Origin of the sequence: Methylomonas sp. DH-1, from assembly GCF_046097555.1 — a bacterium.
GTDB classification, from domain to species: domain Bacteria; phylum Pseudomonadota; class Gammaproteobacteria; order Methylococcales; family Methylomonadaceae; genus Methylomonas; species Methylomonas koyamae.
Map to the genome: position 1 here is coordinate 4,552,083 of NZ_CP143089.1, position 18,749 is coordinate 4,570,831.

Genomic DNA, 18,749 nt, shown 5'->3' on the forward strand with positions numbered 1-18,749 from the left:
TTTATTTTTCTTGTTTGGGAACGTAAATCGGTGGCGGACTATCCGGCATATATAAAGGTCCAGTTTGGCCGCAGGCCTGCAATAGCAGACACCATAGAATCACAGTAAGCAGTCGTTCGGTTGGCATGAGTAAAGAATACAGGTTACGTTGGTCGGCGGAATATACCATAGCCCGCAAACCGAAAGAACGCGGCACCGCCCGGCAAGCGGCGAGATCACGAAAAAAGGGGCTAACGCCCCTTTTGCCCGACCGCGCCTTGACCAGGAAGGCAACTATTTGGCGCTCAAAGATTCCTTGACAATTTTAGGCGTTATGAACACCAACAATTCTTTCTTGTTGTCGGTTTTTATGCTCTTTTTGAACATCCAGCCAATGACCGGCAAATCGGATACCCAGGGCACGGTGTTATACGAATCCTGCACCGTGGACTCGTAGATCCCGCCCAGGACCACGGTCTCGCCGTCCTCGACCTGCACCTTGGTTTTCAACTGCCGGGTATCGATCGGTACGGTGGCATTGCCGCCTGTCGCCAGCGGCGTACCCGGCGAATCCTTTTTGATATCTAGTTGCATAATCACACTGCCGCTCGGCGTAATTTGCGGAGTGACGTTCAGTTCCAACACTGCGTCGACCAACTGCGTGACCGGGCCGGTTGCCTGGCTTTGGGTTTGATAAGGAATCTGCACACCCTGTTTGATCGAAGCCTGCACCCGGTCACTGGTCATGACGCGCGGGTTGGATACCAATTCACCCTTGCCGTCGTCTTGCAAAGCATTGATTTCCAGATTCAATAAGTAGTCTGCGCCCCTCGCCAGAGTCAACGCCAACGCCCCCCCGCTGGAAGCGGCCAATGCCGATCCCAGATCCGCCAAAATTTGCGAGTTTTCACTCGTATCGACACCGGCGCCGGTCATACCGTATTGCGTCCCGCCGTTGACGTCGGTCTTATGGGCGACGCCAAATTTGGTTCCCAAATTCTGGGCAAAAGAGGTATCGGCAATCACAATGCGCGACTCGATCAACACCTGCCGAACCGGAACGTCCAGCAATTTGATCATCTTGCGCACATCCTCCATCGCTTTCGCAGTGTCTTTAACGATCAAGGTATTGGTCCGCGCATCGACTATCGCGGTACCGCGCGGCGACAACAACCGCATACTCGCCGCCCCGCCCAATGCACCGGCTTGGCCGCCGACGCCCAAGCCGGAGGGGCTGGAAGCAGCTCCACCGCCGCATCCGCCAGCACCGCCGGCACCGCCGCTAGAACCGCCTGCTCCCGACTGTCCGCCTTGGGAATTGTTGCCAATACCCATTAGTACGCCGCAGATTTCTGAAGCTTTGGCGTAATTTATCTGGATATTTTCGGTTTTTAACGGCTCCAGCTCTTCGAAAATTTTCTTCGAGTCCAGTTCTTCCTGCTCGATTTTCATAATCTCGGCCACCGGCGCCACCATTACCACGTTACCGTTTTGCCGTTTCGCTAATCCTTTGGCTTTTAGTATCAATTCTAAAGCCTGGTCCCAAGGCACATCGTTCAAGCGCAACGTGACGTTACCGGCCACCGAATCGGCGGCGATAATGTTCAACTCGGTAAAATCGGCGAGAATCTGCAACACCGAGCGAACCTCGATATCTTGAAAATTCAAAGACAGCTTGTTGCCGACATAGGGAAACTTTTCCTTTTGTTGAGCTTCCTTTTCCGCCGGAGTCAGCGGCCGAAACTCGACCGTTAACAAGTTATCCGCTTGATAAGACGAATAATCGTAATTGCCGTTGCTCGGCGTTATGGTGATGTTGACGCTATCGCCCTTCGGCACCGCCTCGATTCTTTGCACGGGCGTGGCGAAGTCCGACACGTCGAAGTTCTTGACCAAGGATTCCGGCAAACGGGTATTCAGAAAATTCAATACCACTTTGCCGCCGCTCTGCTTAGTATCCACCACGGTATTGGCGGCCGACAAGCCCAGCAATAGGCGCCCTTCGCCGTTCGGCCCGCGCCTGAAATCGATACTCTTAATATTTTGCTCAGGCAAAAACTTGCTGATGGCGGAATTCTTAACCGCAGACGGTGCTTGTTGGACTGTGCTATTGACGGCGGAAACCGTACCGGCCGATTTTAAAATCACGTAATACTTGTCGCCTTCTACCCGGGTTTCGTAGGGAACCTTCTCGACCAAGTTGATAATGACCCGGGTGCGGCCCGACGCCTCCACCACGTATACGGTACCGGCAGCACCTTGATTGATCGGAAAACTTTTTTTCGCCAGATTACTTTTGACTCCGGCAAAATCCAACGCAATTCTGGACGGATTATCGGTTTGAAAAATTTTCGGTTCAACCAAGCCGCCGCTGGTTTCCAACTGGATTTGGACTTGGTTACCGGCCAAAGAAGAAAACTCCAGATTATTGATTGCCGCATCTTCGGCACGCACCGATAACCCTGCCAACCACAACACCAGAAACAAAAGGCATTGTTGGCTCGCCAACCGTCCCAATCCAATCCGTACGTTACTATTTAGTTCAATGCTCATTATTTATAACCCTTTGTCATCGGCCATCGCCAACGCGGACTGTTGTTCGCGCCAGGTGCCCGGTTTGTCCGGAACGATTTCCATCAGCTCTATCCTGTCGTCGAGAATGCGCAAAATTTTGCCGTAGTTTTGCCCCATGTGGTTCCCTACTTGCACCCGGTGTATGGTCCCGTCATTCGCCCTGACCAACCCCCAAAGCCCGCTCTCGTTGCGCAGAGTACCCACCATGCGCAAGGTATCCAGCGGATAAGCCTCCAGCTCTTCCTTTCGCCGTTCGATGTCGGGATGAATGCCGCTGACCCCGGATACGTCGACGTTACTGTCTTCGTTGGCTCTCTCGCTCGGTCGAAACGGGTCGCGCAAACCGTCCGGCTTGAAAATAAACGACTCTACCACTTTGATTTCCGGCAAAGGCTCGATCGGCGCCTTGGGACGCGCCTTGACTTCCTGAGTATACTTATTCAGATCGCTGACATCGTCGCCGCCGCAGCCACCCAACAGCAACAGCGCCAAACACGCCGGAGCGATTCTGCATTCAACGCCCATCACTGACCTCTCCGTTTTTTCGCTGCCGCAGCACCGGCTTGCGCGGACTCGCCCTCGTTATAGGTTTTGATCGTCGCCGACATGCTCATCCCGTCTTTGCCGTCTTTACCCAACGGCGTAATTTGCACGTCGTGTACCGTAACAATACGAGGCAAGGAAGCCAAGCCGCTGACAAACAAACCCAGTTCCTCGTATTTACCGAGTACCTGGATGCTGATCGGCAATTCGGAATAAAACTCGCGATTGATCTCGCCGCCGGGCTGGAACAATTTAAACTCCAAGCCGCTAGCCAGACCGGTCTGAGAAATATCCACCAACAAACTGGCAACCTCGGCTTTGGTCGGCATCTGTTTCAACATATCGCCCAACGAGGCCTCGATCTGCTCCAACTGGTCGCGGTAGTCCTGCAAATTGATCGCTTTCTTCTGCTTAACTTCGAACGCACTCTTCAAACTGGCCTCTTGTTTTTCCAAAGCATCCAGTTCATCCAGTTGCGGAATCGTTACAAAATACACGCCGGCAGCACCGGTCAACAGTGCAAATATGACGATGACGATAATTTTCAGCGGCGTCGGCCAGCTACCGGCGGCGTTTATGTCCCAATTGACTTCCGACAAATTCATTTAGCCGCCCCTCCCTGAGCCTTATCGGCTTTCTTGCCCTGTTTAGCCGTCAAGGTAAAGTCATTCATCGTGCCGCTTTTTTTACCTTCGCCGCGAATCACTGTAAGCACCGAACTGTTCAACCATTGCGAACTGTCTATCGCCCGCATATAAGCCGACACGCGGGCGTTGGATTCGGCCTTGCCGTCTAACGTCAACAGCGAACCCGCTTGGACAAACTTGGTCAGATAGACCCCTTCGGGCGTAGTTTTGGCCAACTCTTCGAACAGATGCACAATTTCCGGTCGGCTTTCCTGCAACTTTTGAATGACTTCGATCTTGGTCAACAGCTTATTTTTCTTGTCTTCGATTTCTTTGATTTCCTGAATACGCTTGTCCAGAACGGCAATTTCGTTTTGCAGCATCGTGTTGCGTAAGGTTTGGTATTCCTTCAAGCCCTCTATGTATAAATAGACCGCTACCAAAACGCAGGCCGTCGCGAATATCCCGGCACCGATACCGGCAACGAATTCCTGTTGCCGCCGTTTCCTGAGCTCCTCTCGCCAAGGCAGTAAGTTAATTCTGGCCATTAGTCGAAACTCCTTAACGCCAAGCCGCAAGCGATCATCATCGCCGGCGTATCGTTACTGAGACTTTGCGGCTTAACCCGATTGGACAGCGCCATATTGATAAACGGATTGGCGATATAAGACGGTATGCCCAAATCGCGTTCGACCAATTTGTCCAAACCCGCGATAGATGCGCAGCCGCCGGCGAGAATTAACGCATCCACGCCGCGGTTGGCACTGGACGAAACGAAAAACTGCAATGACCGGGCAATTTGCTGCAACATGGCTTTTTTAAACGGCTCCAACACATCGGCCGCATAGTTGTCGGGCAAGCCGCCATGTTTCTTGGCTAATCCCGCCTCTTCATAGGAAAGTCCGTAGCGGCGCTGGATTTCCTCGGTTAATTGTTTGCCGCCGAACCCCTGCTCGCGAGTGTAAACCGTCTTTCCGGCATGCAATATATTCAATGAGGTCATCGTGGCGCCGATATCGGCAATCGCCACGGTCATGTCGCCGGTCCCCTCCGGCAGCTGGTCCACCAGCAACGAAAATGCGTTTTCCATGGCGAATGCCTCGACGTCGACCACAACAGTCTTCAGTCCGGCATAGGCCAACGCGGCAACGCGGTCTTCGATATTTTCCCGCCGGGAAGCGGCGAGCAATACGTCGACCATGTCCGGATTGCTTTTGGTAACGCCTTGGACTTCGAAATCCAAATTCACCTCGTCCAGCGAATACGGAATATATTGGTCCGCTTCGACCATAATCTGTTCTTCCATCTCGGCATCGGACAACGACGCCGGCATCGATATGATCTTCGTCATCACCGAAGAGCCGGCGACGGCGACGCTGGCGTGCTTGGCTTTAGTGCCGGACTGTTTGACTGCGGCCTTGATCGCTCCGCCAATTTGCTCGACATTAGTGATATTCTTGTCGACGATGGCATCCTGGGGTAGCGGCACGACGGCGTAACTCTCGACTTTGTATCGCGCCCCGGCTCTACTTAGCTCCAACAACTTTACCGCCGCAGTACTGATGTCCACACCCAACACGGCCGACGGATTCCTGCTGAACCAGCTCATGAACAAACCCTTTTTGAATCATAAAAGACTAAACTTAGCTCGCACAGCACAACCTCGGCTCGCAGAAGCTCTACGGGCCAAGTATAGATGGTTTTTTTATTTTCATCCTGTTAGATGAACCACTTTATAAGTAACTTTAGCTTATCGGACACATGTGCAGGAATTTCCTGAACCGATATCTGGAAATTCCCTAGCGCATTTTTACTGCTGTGCCGATTAAAAAAGCTCCGAAATCAGGCTCTTTGCTAAAGTCGCTGATCAAGTGGCTAGTCTTTTTCGTTTTTGCGTTTTTTGCCACGTTCGCCGTGGCGAGTTATTTTTTCTTTGTCGAGCTCGACAAAGAACTGCCGGACATCGAGCAGTTGCAAAACGTGCAATACCAGATGCCTTTCAGCATCTACAGCCAGGACAACTTGTTGATAGGCCAATTCGGCGAAAAACGCCGAATCCCGCTAACCATCGGCAAAGTACCGCCGCAACAAATCAAGGCTTTTATCGCCGCGGAAGACGACCGGTTTTTCACCCACATCGGCATCGACCCGACCGGTTTGGCTCGGGCAGCCACCCAACTTGTAATGACCGGCAAAAAACGCCAAGGCGGCAGCACCATTACCATGCAAGTTGCGCGTAATTTTTTGCTGAGTAACGAGAAAACCTATTTGCGCAAACTCAAGGAAATCCTGCTGGCCTTGAAAATCGAACGCCGCTATTCCAAGGACCAGATACTGGAACTTTATCTGAACAAGATCTATATGGGCCAACGCGCATACGGTCTGGCCGCGGCCGCTCAAACTTACTACGGCAAGGACCTTGCCGAATTGAGCCTTGCCCAACAAGCCATGATCGCCGGCCTGCCCAAGGCCCCATCCATATACAATCCGATCACCAATCCCGAACGCGCGCTGCAACGACGCAATTACGTGTTACGGCGCATGCTGGAATTAAAACACATCGACGAAAACAGTTACCGCTCGGCGCTCGGCACGGCCGACGACGCTGCTTTGCAACCGGTTAACGTCGAATTTCAAGCGCCTTACGTCGCCGAAATGGCCAGGCAGGAAATCATGGCGCAATTCGGCGACTCGGCCTATACCCAGGGCCTGAAAGTGTATACCACCGTACCCAGCGAATTTCAGCGCGCTGCCGACCACGCATTGCAGGAAGCCGTGCACGAATACGACGAACGCCACGGGTACCGCGGCCCATCGTTCAAAAACGCACGCAAGGAGGGCGCCACGTTGACGGATAGCATTATCGGCGACTGCCGCCAGGCGCAAATCGTCGAAATCGCCGAATCCGGCATTACCGCAAAAATTCACAACGGCAACCAGATTCAGGTAGGCCGCCATAATCTCGAATGGGCAATGCGCACCAATTCCCGTCGGCTACCGCTGCAAGCCGGTGACATCATTTGGGTCAGACAACTCGAGGATGGCGAATGGGCGCTGACCCAAGTACCGGAAGTGGAAGGCGCATTTGCAGCATTGAATCCAAACAACGGCGCGATTCTAGCGCTCTCCGGCGGCTTCGATTTCTACCACAGCAAATACAATCGCGCCACGCAGTCCAAACGCCAACCCGGCTCCGGATTCAAACCAATCATTTACACCGCGGCTTTAGAGAAAGGATTTACGCCGGCCAGCATCATAAACGACGCACCGATCGTGATCGAAGACCCTTCGCAGGAAAACGACTGGCGACCGGAAAACTACAACCGCCGTTACCTCGGCCCGACACCGTTGCGGGTTGCGCTACGCGAATCTATAAACCTGGTGTCGATCCGACTATTGCAGGAAATCGGCATTCCCCAAGCCATCGACACCGCAAAACGTTTCGGATTCGACAAAGACCAGCTACCCGGCACCTTATCGCTGGCCCTGGGCAGCGGTTACGCCTCACCGCTAAGAATGGCAACCGCATACGCGGTTTTCGCCAACGGCGGCTTTCTGGTAACGCCCTACCTGATCGAACGCATCGAAGACAATGAAGGCAATGTTCTGTTTCAAGCCCAACCGGCGACAGCCTGTGCCGATTGCAGCGAAGCCCCAAACTTGCAAGGCACCGCGGCACCGCGGGCGATCTCGGCGAAAACCAACTTCCTGATAAACAGCTTACTGCGCGATGTCGTCCAACGCGGTACTGCGACGCAAGCCAAACAATTGGGCCGCAACGATCTGGCCGGAAAAACCGGCACCACCAACGAACAGCGGGATGCTTGGTTCAACGGCTTTACCACCGGCATCGTCGCCTCGGCCTGGATTGGTTACGACAACTCGCTACCGCTTGGCCACGGGGAAACCGGAGGCAAAGTTGCATTACCGATGTGGATTAAATTCATTCGCGCGGTGCAACACCATTTTCCAGAAAAACCGGAATCCGTACCCGACGGCATCGTGCAAGCCTATATCAATCCCCGCGACGGCTTATTACTAGATCCGAACGAAAAAGGCGGGATATGGGAATATTTTACTGCGGAAACCGTACCGACGACGTTGTCGACACCGGCTCAACCGGAAGAAGACTTGGAAGAGGAATTTAACGAGGAAGGATTGTTCTGACAGTGGCCGACACTCAAAGCCGCCAAAAGCTTGGCGGCCGAGCGCAAGCCGGAAACGATATTATTTTCCGAATTTTTTGCGGAATTTATCCACGCGGCCGGAAGTATCGACTACGCGTTGCTTACCGGTATAAAACGGATGGCACGAAGAGCATACTTCGATATGCAAATCGGAACCCAATACGGAACCGGTTTGGAAAGTATTGCCGCAACCGCATGTCACGGTGATTTGTTTATATTGTGGATGAATTTCTGGTTTCATAGCGCTCACATACCCTTTTCGGGACACATACTTGATAGAGAACTGCTTATGATACGATTTAGCTAACGGTTCCGCAAGCCGAAGGCAAGCGCGGCGGTTAATTTCGATTTTATAGGGCGGCAGGCCGGGACCGCATCAACAATATCGCCAAGACAATTGCCGGCACACCGATAACAGCGGAGTACACGAAAAAAGCGGCGTAACCAAACTCGGCGACCAAATCCCCGGAAATACTTCCAATCAACTTAGCCGGCAAAGTCATCAAAGAGCTGAACAGCGCGTACTGAGTTGCAGTGTAAGCGGAATGCGTCAAACTCGACAAATAGGCAATGAACGCAGCTGAGGCTATGCCGCCGCTTAAGTTGTCCGCGCTAATCACTCCGGCCAACAGCACGATATCCGGCTTCGCCAGCGCCAAAGCGGCAAACAGCAAGTTGGTTGCAGCGACGATCACCGCACCGAACAGCAGCGGACGCATAATGCCGAAGCGCGCCACCAGCACGCCACCGACCGAGGTACCGACGATAGTCATCAGAAAACCGAACACCTTGGTGACGTCGGCGATATCCTTTTTGCTGAATCCCAGCTCCAAATAAAACGGATTCGCCATGACCCCCATCGCAATATCGCTCATCTTATAGACCGCGATCAGCAGCAAAATCCGCGCACCGCTCCTGCCGTTGCGTTGGAAAAACTCGACAAACGGACCGACAACGGCGTCCGAGAACCAACGTAACAATCTGGCAGGCAAGGCGCCCGACCCGGACAAACCAAGCGCTACCTCCACACTTCGCTCGATCCGCCCGACCCGCTCATCCTCCAGCCGAATCGGCTCCGGCGCCAACAACGTCGCCACCATACCGATGGACATCGCCAGCGCCATAACCTGATAAGCCACGGCCCAGTTCTGGTATTCCGCGATGTAAAACACTCCAGCCCCGGCAAGCAACAGCGAAAGGCGGTAGCCGAATACGTACGTCGCCGCCATCGCGCCTTGCAGTTCCGGCGCCACAATTTCAATCCGGTAAGCATCGATTGCAACGTCTTGAGTCGCGGAGCAGAACGCCACCCAAACAGCCAACCAAGCCATGCGCGTCAACTCTTGGTGAATATCCAAGCCGCTCATAGCAAACAAGCCCAACGCTATACCGATCTGAGCGCCGAATATCCAGCCGCGCCGTTTACCCAGCCATCGGCATAACAACGGGAACGGCAAGCGATCGACCACCGGCGCCCATAAAACTTTCACCGAATACGCAACGCCGACCAAGCTAAAATAGCCGATTAGGGATAACGACACATCCTCGTCAGCCAACCATGCCGACAAGGTCGATGAAGTCAATGAAAATGGCAGACCGGCTGAAAAGCCTAGAAAGATCATTCCCAGCACGCGCGGCCGGGAATATATAGAGAAAGCGTTGCGCCAACTGCTTACAGCTTTCGCCACACGCTTTCTCTAGTACCTCAAGCGGGTTAATCTAAATCAACCGTTGATCAAATAATGCGTCACGATACTGGCCGCATAACCGGCGGCGATCACCGGAGTCCATTTCAAGTGGCTGAAGAATGTATATTTGTGGTTGGATTGCCCCATCAACGCCACACCCGCAGCCGAACCGACCGAGAACAGGGAGCCGCCAACGCCGGCGGTCAACGTGACCAGCAACCATTGATACAGATCCATATCCAGATTCATGTTCAATACAGCAAACATCACAGGGATGTTATCGACTACCGCAGAAATGATACCGACCAGAATATTGGCTGTGGTTTGCCCCAGACCGTCATACATTGCGGCAGACAGCAATTCCAGATAACCGATGTAGCCCAAGCCACCGACCGCGAAAACCACGCCGAAGAAGAACAACAACGTATCCCACTCGGCTTCTTTTACCCGGTCGAATACATCGAGACGCACTTCACCTGCTGCGGAGAAGCGAACCTTTACGTAATAAATGAATAGCATCAGGATAGACAAACCAGCCATCATGCCCATGAACGGCGGCAAATGCAGGAACTGTTTAAAGCTGACCGCCAAACCGATGGTGATGCCGAACAAGCCGCACACCACCCAACCGCCCGGCTTCAATTCCACTGCAGCTTCGTTGGTAGCCTCGGGCTGACCGCTTGGAATCGCTTGGGACATGAAAAACGCCGGCACGACAAAGTTCACTACCGACGGAATAAACAACTTGAAGAAATCAAAGAATTCCGCGTAACCAGCTTGCCACACCATCAAAGTGGTGATGTCGCCGAACGGACAAAACGCACCGCCGGCATTCGCCGCAATAACCAAATTGACGAAACCGATAGAGACGAATTTTTCGTTATCCGCACCTACCGCCATTACCACGGCGCCAACCAATAAAGCAGAGGTCAGGTTGTCGGCTACCGACGACAGGAAGAAGGTAATGATGCCGGTAATCCAAAACAGCTGTTTATAACCAAACTGTTTTCTGATCAGCCACGAACGCAGAGCCTCGAATACATTGCGCTCGGCCATAGTGTTGATATAGGTCATCGCCACCAGCAAGAACAACATCAACTCGGCATATTCTTTCAAGTCGTGTTCGAAAGCCTTATGCAGCTCTTCCCCGGATACACCAGCCTCCTGCGCCAGGATTGCCACATGCCCCCAAATCACGGCCGCCGCAAAAATAACCGGCTTGGATTTACGCAAATGCGTAAATTCTTCGGCCATCACGAAACCATAAGCCACCAAAAAGATCAGAACGGTGTAAATGCCCCGCTCGGTTCCGGTTAAACCGAGGTTATGAAACTCTTCGGCCATGGCCACTTGCGGCAAAAACAACAGCCCGGCCAAAATCAACAATAAGCGCAACAAGGTATCCCCCTTTATCCTCTATGTTTTAGTCGTTATTAAAAGCAAAAAAACTAACCGGGCATGTTATCACCATACAATATTCTTTGTCATTTAATCCCGGCCGTTATATTATTCAGATACCTAGCAAAATAGTCAGTAAACCACGCATCATCGCTAAATGTATCAATATAACGAGCAAGATCAAACACTTATTGAAGAACGCGTCAATGAGTTTCGCGGCCAAACCCAGCGTTTTTTGAACGGAGACCTGGGAGCCGACCAATTCAGAGCGCTACGCCTAATGAATGGACTGTACCTGCAGACGCACGCGCCAATGCTAAGGGTCGCAGTCCCGTACGGCCTGCTTTCCTCTAAACAATTACGCAAGCTGGCTTCGGTGGCCCGCGATTACGACCGCGGATATTGCCATTTCACTACCCGGCAGAACGTCCAATACAACTGGCCGGCCCTGGAACGGGTCCCGGACCTGCTGGAGGAATTGGCGACAGTACAGATGCACGCCATTCAAACCAGCGGCAACTGCTTAAGAAACACAACATCCGACCACTTGGCCGGCATTTGCAAGGACGAAATCGAAGACCCGCGGCCTTACTGCGAAATTATCAGGCAGTGGACAACGCTGCATCCAGAATTCGCCTTCCTGCCACGTAAGTTCAAGATTGCCGTTAGCGGCGCCACCCATGACCGGGCCGCAGTGCAACTGCACGACATCGGCGTTTATTTGGTGAAAAACGCGGCTGGTGAAACCGGTTTTCAAATTTTGGTCGGCGGCGGCCTGGGCCGTACCCCAATCATTGGCCAAACCATCCGCCCCTATCTGGAAAAGCAGCATTTGCTGTCCTATCTGGAAGCCATCGTGCGGATATACAATCTATTCGGCCGCCGTGACAACAAATACAAAGCCAGGATCAAGATACTGGTCAAAGAAACCGGCCTGGAGAAATTCAAGGCCATGGTCGAGCGGGAGTGGGAACGCATTCGCGACAGCATGCCGCTCAGCGAGCAACGCATCGCCGAAATGAAGGCGCATTTCGCGCCGCCAGCTTACGAGGCCACCGCAAACGACGCCCCCGACTTCGCCAAACAGCTTGCCGATAACGCCGACTTTGCCAAATGGGTTAAATACAACACGGTCGAGCACAAAATCAGCGGTTACCAAGGCGTCTACATCTCTTTGAAAGCGCCCGACTCGCCGCCAGGCGACATTACCGCCGAACAACTTGAAGCCGTCGCCGACCTAGCCGACCGATACAGCTTCGGCGAAATCAGAAGCAGCCACCGCCAAAATCTGGTATTGGCCGACGTCAAACAAACCGACTTGTTTGCGGTTTGGCAAAAGCTCGCCGCAAACAAATTGGCCACGCCGAACATCGGCACGGTCACCGACATCATTTGCTGCCCCGGTTTGGATTTTTGCTCGCTGGCCAACGCCAGCTCCATCAGTGTCGCTAGAGAATTGAACTCCCGATTGGACGACATGGATTACATCCACGACATCGGCGACATCAAAATCAACATGTCCGGCTGCATGAACGGTTGCGCGCACCAAAGCGTCGGCCATATCGGCATCCTTGGCGTCGACAAGCACGGCGAAGAGTGGTACCAGATTACACTGGGCGGATCATCCGAAAACGAAGCCGCCATCGGCGAACGCTTGGGGCCGGCCGTTGCCAAGGACCAAATCACGACGGTAGTGACCGATATACTCGACGTTTACGTTCAGCAACGCTTGGAAGACGAAGCATTCCTACAAACCGTAAAACGTGTCGGCCTGGAGCCGTTTAGGGAAAGAGTTTATGCAAATCATTAAAGACCAACAGCTAATAGAGAATACCTGGTCCTTTATCGAGGACGACACCCCTTTACCTGCAGGCGATATCACGGTCAGCTTGCAACGCTGGCTCAACCAAAAAGAACAATTGCTTCAGCGTAGCGGCAAAACCGGCATTCGCCTGGTACCTGGAGATCAAACCGAATCTCTGTGCGCCGACTTGGACAAAATCGATCTGATCGAACTGGATTTTCCGATCTTCGGTGACGGCCGCCTGTTTTCGGTAGCCCGTTTATTGCGTAGCCGGGACGCTTATCGAGGAGAAATACGGGCCGTAGGACAATACCTTCCCGATCAGGTGTTTTATTTATCCAGAGTCGGCATCAACGCTTTCGACTTGAGCAGTCAGAACGACGCAGACCTGGTTTTGGCCGCCATGAGCCAGTTTTCCGTGCGCTACCAAGCATCGACCAACTAAGCCGGGGTAGAGAGGGCAAGACTACATCTCTCACCCCCTGAAACCAAAAACCCCGGCTTGGCGTCAGCCAACCGGGGTTTTATTTTGCCAGGAGCCCGCCGGAACCAGGCTGAATTCCGGCGGCAAACACTTGGACGAAACGGCTAACGCCGCATGATGCTGATCCCTTTCAATAAATTCAGCGCCTCATGCAAAGGATAGTCTCGCATATCGGCATCGGACACCTCGGCCGCATCGCCATCCTTCTCCGGCGCATCCTTAACGTCATCACCATCCTCTTCTTCGGACTTTTTCTCCGGCTTGGCGTTACCGTTGGTCAGGTGATGAGTCAAATCCGCTTCTTTGACGGTATCCAGCTTAGCCTTATCCATCGCAGCCAACTTCACTCTGGCCAACGTCACATCGGGCTCGATGCCTTCGGCCTGAATAGAACGTCCGGACGGCGTAAAGTAGCGCGCCGTAGTCAGCTTGACCGCCGCACCGTTACTGGTCGGCAAAATGGTTTGCACCGAGCCTTTGCCGAACGACTTTTCGCCCATGATGATGGCGCGTTTGTGGTCTTGCAACGCACCGGCGACGATTTCCGATGCAGAAGCCGAACCGCCATTGATCAGCACCACGATCGGCGCACCGTTGATCACGTCGTCCGGAGTGGCGTTAAAGCGCATTTCCGAATTTTTAATCCGGCCTTCGGTGTAGACGATCAAACCAGACTCGATAAAAGCATCGCTGACATCAACCGCCGCGTTCAACACGCCGCCCGGATTGTTGCGCAAATCCAGCACAATACCCTTTAACGGGCCTTCGTTTTCTTTTTTCAGCTCGTCGATTGCATCCAACAAACTCTGACCGGTGCCGGATTGGAAACTACTGATACGCAGATAACCGTAGTTTTTTTCCAGCAGCCTATTCTTCACGCTCTTAACTTTAATGATATCGCGGGTCAATGCAAACTTCAGCGGCGCCTCTTCCCCCTCGCGAATCACGGTCAACACGATCTCGCTGCCGGGCTCGCCGCGCATGATTTTCACCGCATCGGCCAGCGTCATGCCTTTTACCGGCTTGTCGTCGAGACGAACGATCAAGTCGCCGGCTTTGATACCGGCCCGTTGCGCCGGCGTATCGTCAATCGGCGAAACCACTTTGACGAAGCCGTTTTCCATGCCAACTTCTATACCCAGACCGCCGAATTGGCCGGTAGTGCCTTCTTGCAGCTCTTTGTATTCTTCGCTGGCAAGATAAGCCGAATGCGGATCCAAACCGGACAGCATGCCGCGGATGGCGTCTTCCAAAAGTTTTTTGTCGGAAACGGGTTCGACATAGTCCTGTTTGATACGGCCGAAGATTTCGGTAAACGTGCGCAATTCGTCGAACGGCAATGCCTGTAGCTCATCGCTTTTAGCCGCAGCCGGCGCCGCTTTCTCGGCAAAGACGCTACTGCACAAACTCAGCGCGACACCCAAAATAAATCCGACCAACAAGACCAATATGTTTCTGTTTTTTAACATCTGAATTAAAACTCCAACAACCTGTTTCCTAAAAATGATTAACCTTTGGTCGGTTTACGGCACCATTGCTCCGGGTCGACGGGCCGCCCGTTCTTGCGGATGCCGAAATACAAGGCCGCGTCGGCTCGGCCGCCACTCCGCCCCACCGAGGCCAATACCTCCCCGGCTCTAACATGGTCGCCCACGTTTTTATGCAGACTTTGGTTGAATGCATACAAACTCATATAGCCCTTGCCGTGGTCGACAATAATCATCAACCCGTATCCGCGCAACCAATCGGCATAGACGACCTTACCGCCGGTCACCGCACGAATGTCCGCCCCCTCCCTGGCGCTGATAACGACGCCGTCCCAGGTCGTTTCGTAGCGGCGACTGCCAAACCGGGCCGTCAGGGCACCCTGCACCGGCCAAGGCAATTGGCCGCGCAACTCCGAAAACGGCTGGCTTGCGAGCTCGCTAACCGGTCTAGCTGGCATTTGCTTGGGAAGTTCCCGCTGCTGAACCGAGGTAGATTCGGGTTTTCGCGGTTCGGGCGCAGGCAAAGATTCGTCGGCGGCATTATCATCAGTTTTCTGCAAAGACGCCACCAAGGACTGCAATTTTTTCTCGTCCGCTACAAGGCGTTCCAACTCGCCGGCCTTGGCCGCATAGTCCCGTTCGATCCGAGCCAACACCGTTTCGCGCTGGTTCTTCAGCGCTTGCATGGCATCGGATTCTTGCTGTTTTTTTTCCAACGAGGCCTGGAGGAGCTGGGCTTCGGTATCCTTTTGCGCCTCCAACTGCCGCAACTCTCGAAAAGATTCGGCAACCGCGTTAAGTTTTTCGACCCGCGCCTTGCTGATGTAATCGTAGTAAACCAACATGCGGCTGGACACGGCCGGATCGCGTTGGTTCAGAATCACCTTCAAACCTTCCTTATCGCCGCCCATGGCATAAATTGCCTTGATCAATCCTTCGAGCTCCTGCTGCTGTTCATGCATGTTGCGTTGCGTGGCAGCGCTTTTGCCCCGCAAATCCTGCAGAGACTGCTCCTGCTGCCTGATCTCGGCTTTCAACGAACGCAGACTATTAGCCAGCTCACCGTATTGCAGCTCCAATTTTTGCAACTGGTCCAATGCCCGATTTTTTTCAGCTTGCAAATCGCGGACTTCACTGCCGACGCGGTCGATTTTCGACTGGACATCGGCCAAGGTTTTTTCTCTGGACGGATCGGCCGATAGCGGCAAACTGACTACAAACCCGAAAACAGCCCCAAGCATGTAGCGGCTCAACGCCGCCAACCTGATCGGCGCGAATTCGACAAGCCATAAATCGCCGAGGCGGCACCGGGATTCGTTTTTTTTGCAATTTGCAAACTGGTTAGGAAGCGGCGGCAGGCAGCTTGACCGTTCTAGCATAAGATTAAGAATCTCCAAGCTTTAACAATATGAATCGGGCCACGGTTAGACAGACTTTGGCGGTTTATTGCGCCGGCTCAATTTCCAGGTATTGAACAATAAAGCCTACTCTGTTAGATTTGCTCGCCTCTTTTTGCTGATTAGGTTCGCAGCCTGACCGCTCCAAACTCAAGCAAGGCATTATACCAGCACCGCCAGCCGCCATAATCCGAAAAAAAATGCCGCGGGCCGCTTAGCGGCCACCTTTGCCACGCTCTATCGTAATTAAATGGAAGACCAAGACGATAATATTCAATATGACGACAGCGATATCAGCCGCGCGGCCCGCTGCCTGAAAGCCATGTCCCATCCTTTGCGCCTGAAAATTCTTTGCGTATTGGGCAGCAACTCGATCAGCGTACAAGACATTGTGGAACAGGTCGGAACCAGCCAGAGCAATATCTCGCAACATTTGGCGATATTGCGGGATAAAGGCATTCTCGACTATAAAAAGGAAGCCAACCGAGTTTATTACTTCATCGACGACGAACGCGTCATTCATCTGATTCAAATGATGCGCAGCATATTTTGCGGCGTTTAAACAGCGAAAACCACCAACATGAATGCACCCATAGAACAATATATCGAATTTGCCACCAACCATTATTTGCTGGTATTTGCACTGGTCTGCGTAATTTTCCTGCTCATTCAGGACTTGATTGCCAATTCTTTCAATAAGTACGAAAACATCTCGCCGCTGATCGCCGTCACCAAAATGAATAGCGACGACGTTGTGGTCCTGGACGTCCGGGAACAGCACGAATTCACCAAAAGCCATATCGAGAATGCGCTGAACATCCCGCTCGGCAAAGTCGAAGAACAGCTGCCCGCACTGGAAAAACACAAAAAACACCCACTGATCGTAACCTGCCAAACCGGAGCCCGTTCGACCGCCGCTTGCAAAACCCTGACCAAGGCCGGCTTCGAACAGGTCTACAACATGATTGGCGGCATGCAGTCATGGGAAGATAACAAATTGCCGATCAAGCTCGGCAAAATCAAAGATTAACCAACCAACCCGCAAATCAAGACCATGGCCGAAAATAACGCATCCAGCGAAAAACAATTCATCATTCAAAAGATCTACACCAAAGACATTTCTTTTGAAACCCCAAACTCACCAAAAATATTCACCCAAAAATGGGAACCGGCGCTGGACCTCAACCTCGGTACTAACGTATTACCTATCGAAAACTCAATGTTCGAAGTCTCGCTGACATTGACCGTAACCGTCAAAGTCGGCGAAAGCACCGCCTACCTGGTTGAAGTCAACCAGTCCGGCGTGTTTCTGATCGCCGGCTTTACCGAGCAGGAAATGGGGCCCATGCTGGGTAGCTTTTGCCCGAACATCCTGTTTCCCTACGCTCGCGAAGTGATTTCCGACTTGGTCAGCAAAGGCGGATTCCCGCAATTGATCCTGGCTCCGGTCAATTTCGACGCCCTGTACATGCAACATCTGCAACAGGCACAACAATCTCCGCAAAACAGCGAAACAAAAACCCTGAACTAAGAGCAGGATGCCGCCATCAATCAGCATCCTGGGCGCCGGATCATGGGGAACCGCCTTGGCGATCCAAGCGGCCAGAAATGGCTGCGCCACATCGCTATGGGGACATAATCCGCAACACATCGCAGCGTTGCAGCGAGCCCGCGAAAACTACCGCTACCTGCCCGGCGCCCAATTCCCGGAAAATCTCGAGCTTACCGGCGACATCGGCAAGGCGGTAGCGTTTAGCCCGCTGCTGTTGATTTCGGTTCCGAGTCACGCCTTCCGCGATACTTTGGCAACCATAAAACCCTTGCTAGCGGAAAAACCGATGATCGCCTGGGCGACCAAAGGTTTCGACGGCCGCGATGGCGCCCTGTTAAGCCGGGTCGTTGCCGAAATTCTGGGCGAGGATATCGAGACCGCCGCACTATCCGGGCCGACTTTCGCCGGCGAAGTAGCCGCCGATCTGCCCACAGCAGTGACTGTGGCCTCGGCATCCGATGCCTTTTCCTCCCGCCTCAGTGCGATACTGCACAACCAGCGCTTCCGGGTCTACACCAGCCGCGACATCATCGGCGTCCAGGTCGGCGGCGCCTGCAAAAACGTTTTGGCTATCGCAGCCGGAATCGCCGACGGCCTGGGCTTCGGCGCCAACACGCGCGCGGCGCTGATCACTCGAGGCCTGACCGAAATCATGCGCCTCGGCATTCGCCTTGGTGGCCAAGCCGACACTTTTATGGGCCTGGCCGGCCTAGGCGACTTGATCCTGACCTGCACCGACGACCAATCCCGCAACCGCCGCTTCGGACTGGCGTTGGGACGCGGACTCGGCCAGACCCAGGCGCTAGCGCAAATCAACCAGGAAGTGGAAGGCATCTCCGCCGCCCGCGAAACCTTCGGGCTATCGCAAAAATACGGAGTCGAAATGCCTATCACCGAGCAGGTCTATAACGTGCTCTTCGAGAATCTCCCACCCAAACAAGCCGTACAGAATCTGCTGAACCGGGACCAAAAACCCGAACAAGCCTGATTCACCTCTCCCCGCCAGCAACATTTCCCCGGATAATTTCGC

18 protein-coding genes are annotated in these 18,749 nt (G+C 53.3%); 7 read left to right on the plus strand and 11 right to left on the minus strand.

Translation table 11 applies throughout. From position 1 onward, the window contains the following. Position 1 precedes the first annotated feature (1 nt). From lptM to VXJ35_RS20820, 6 genes are all read right to left on the minus strand, one after another. Entirely contained in the window at positions 2-169 is a 168-nt protein-coding gene (gene lptM, locus VXJ35_RS20795) for an LPS translocon maturation chaperone LptM (protein WP_197495914.1), read from the minus strand. Between the two features lie 104 nt (positions 170-273). Continuing rightward, a complete protein-coding gene (pilQ, locus tag VXJ35_RS20800) occupies positions 274-2,532 on the minus strand; it encodes a type IV pilus secretin family protein (RefSeq protein ID WP_064023020.1) in 2,259 nt (752 codons plus the stop codon). Positions 2,533-2,535: 3 nt separating this feature from the next. After that, positions 2,536-3,078: a pilus assembly protein PilP gene (locus VXJ35_RS20805; protein ID WP_064023021.1), complete on the minus strand. Its 543-nt coding sequence runs from the start codon at positions 3,076-3,078 to the stop codon at positions 2,536-2,538. Then, a complete protein-coding gene (locus tag VXJ35_RS20810) occupies positions 3,078-3,701 on the minus strand; it encodes a type 4a pilus biogenesis protein PilO (protein ID WP_064023022.1) in 624 nt (207 codons plus the stop codon). The genes VXJ35_RS20805 and VXJ35_RS20810 overlap by 1 nt, the downstream gene beginning before the upstream one ends. After that, the gene (locus VXJ35_RS20815) at positions 3,698-4,270 is read right to left on the minus strand and encodes a PilN domain-containing protein (RefSeq protein ID WP_064023023.1); all 573 of its coding nucleotides are present in this window, start codon (positions 4,268-4,270) and stop codon (positions 3,698-3,700) included. The genes VXJ35_RS20810 and VXJ35_RS20815 overlap by 4 nt, the downstream gene beginning before the upstream one ends. Beyond that, positions 4,270-5,331, minus strand: a complete 1,062-nt coding sequence (locus VXJ35_RS20820; protein WP_064023024.1) for a pilus assembly protein PilM — start codon at positions 5,329-5,331, stop codon at positions 4,270-4,272. The genes VXJ35_RS20815 and VXJ35_RS20820 overlap by 1 nt, the downstream gene beginning before the upstream one ends. A gap of 305 nt (positions 5,332-5,636) precedes the next feature. Between VXJ35_RS20820 and VXJ35_RS20825 the strand changes: the two genes are divergently transcribed. Then, positions 5,637-7,889, plus strand: coding sequence for a penicillin-binding protein 1A (locus VXJ35_RS20825; protein WP_408953919.1), 2,253 nt, complete (start codon positions 5,637-5,639; stop codon positions 7,887-7,889). A gap of 60 nt (positions 7,890-7,949) precedes the next feature. On the opposite strand, the gene rpmE is transcribed toward VXJ35_RS20825, so the two are convergent. The 3 genes from rpmE to nhaD form a co-directional block, all read right to left on the minus strand. Next, the gene (gene rpmE, locus VXJ35_RS20830) at positions 7,950-8,150 is read right to left on the minus strand and encodes a 50S ribosomal protein L31 (protein ID WP_054758943.1); all 201 of its coding nucleotides are present in this window, start codon (positions 8,148-8,150) and stop codon (positions 7,950-7,952) included. Between the two features lie 109 nt (positions 8,151-8,259). Then, positions 8,260-9,531 carry an AmpG family muropeptide MFS transporter gene (locus tag VXJ35_RS20835; RefSeq protein ID WP_082881027.1) on the minus strand — a complete coding sequence of 424 codons (1,272 nt, stop codon included), beginning with the start codon at positions 9,529-9,531 and terminating at the stop codon, positions 8,260-8,262. Between the two features lie 102 nt (positions 9,532-9,633). Next, on the minus strand, positions 9,634-10,995 hold the full coding sequence (gene nhaD / locus VXJ35_RS20840) for a sodium:proton antiporter NhaD (protein WP_064023027.1): 1,362 nt from the start codon (positions 10,993-10,995) through the stop codon (positions 9,634-9,636). Between the two features lie 157 nt (positions 10,996-11,152). Here nhaD and VXJ35_RS20845 point away from each other — a divergent pair, with 157 nt between their 5' ends. Together VXJ35_RS20845 and VXJ35_RS20850 are read left to right on the plus strand one after the other, a co-directional pair. Beyond that, the gene (locus VXJ35_RS20845; RefSeq protein ID WP_064023028.1) at positions 11,153-12,805 is read left to right on the plus strand and encodes a nitrite/sulfite reductase; all 1,653 of its coding nucleotides are present in this window, start codon (positions 11,153-11,155) and stop codon (positions 12,803-12,805) included. Then, on the plus strand, positions 12,792-13,244 hold the full coding sequence (locus VXJ35_RS20850; RefSeq protein ID WP_064023029.1) for a DUF934 domain-containing protein: 453 nt from the start codon (positions 12,792-12,794) through the stop codon (positions 13,242-13,244). Before VXJ35_RS20845 ends, VXJ35_RS20850 begins: the two co-directional genes overlap by 14 nt. Positions 13,245-13,387: 143 nt before the next feature. Here VXJ35_RS20850 and VXJ35_RS20855 read toward each other — a convergent pair whose 3' ends face one another. Next, positions 13,388-14,752, minus strand: a complete 1,365-nt coding sequence (locus VXJ35_RS20855) for a S41 family peptidase (protein WP_064023030.1) — start codon at positions 14,750-14,752, stop codon at positions 13,388-13,390. 38 nt (positions 14,753-14,790) lie between these two features. Continuing rightward, the gene (locus VXJ35_RS20860) at positions 14,791-16,011 is read right to left on the minus strand and encodes a murein hydrolase activator EnvC (RefSeq protein WP_064023628.1); all 1,221 of its coding nucleotides are present in this window, start codon (positions 16,009-16,011) and stop codon (positions 14,791-14,793) included. A 406-nt stretch (positions 16,012-16,417) separates the two neighbouring features. On the opposite strand from VXJ35_RS20860, the gene VXJ35_RS20865 reads away from it, so the two are divergent. From VXJ35_RS20865 to VXJ35_RS20880, 4 genes are read left to right on the plus strand one after another with little or no spacing between them, the layout of a single operon-like run. Further along, a complete protein-coding gene (locus tag VXJ35_RS20865; protein WP_054758937.1) occupies positions 16,418-16,729 on the plus strand; it encodes a metalloregulator ArsR/SmtB family transcription factor in 312 nt (103 codons plus the stop codon). An 18-nt stretch (positions 16,730-16,747) separates the two neighbouring features. Continuing rightward, positions 16,748-17,197: a rhodanese-like domain-containing protein gene (locus VXJ35_RS20870; protein ID WP_408953920.1), complete on the plus strand. Its 450-nt coding sequence runs from the start codon at positions 16,748-16,750 to the stop codon at positions 17,195-17,197. A 24-nt stretch (positions 17,198-17,221) separates the two neighbouring features. Next, a complete protein-coding gene (gene secB / locus VXJ35_RS20875; protein WP_064023031.1) occupies positions 17,222-17,698 on the plus strand; it encodes a protein-export chaperone SecB in 477 nt (158 codons plus the stop codon). Positions 17,699-17,705: 7 nt separating this feature from the next. Further along, positions 17,706-18,707 (plus strand): NAD(P)H-dependent glycerol-3-phosphate dehydrogenase, encoded by a 1,002-nt coding sequence (locus VXJ35_RS20880; protein ID WP_064023032.1) that lies wholly within the window; start codon positions 17,706-17,708, stop codon positions 18,705-18,707. Positions 18,708-18,749 lie beyond the last annotated feature (42 nt).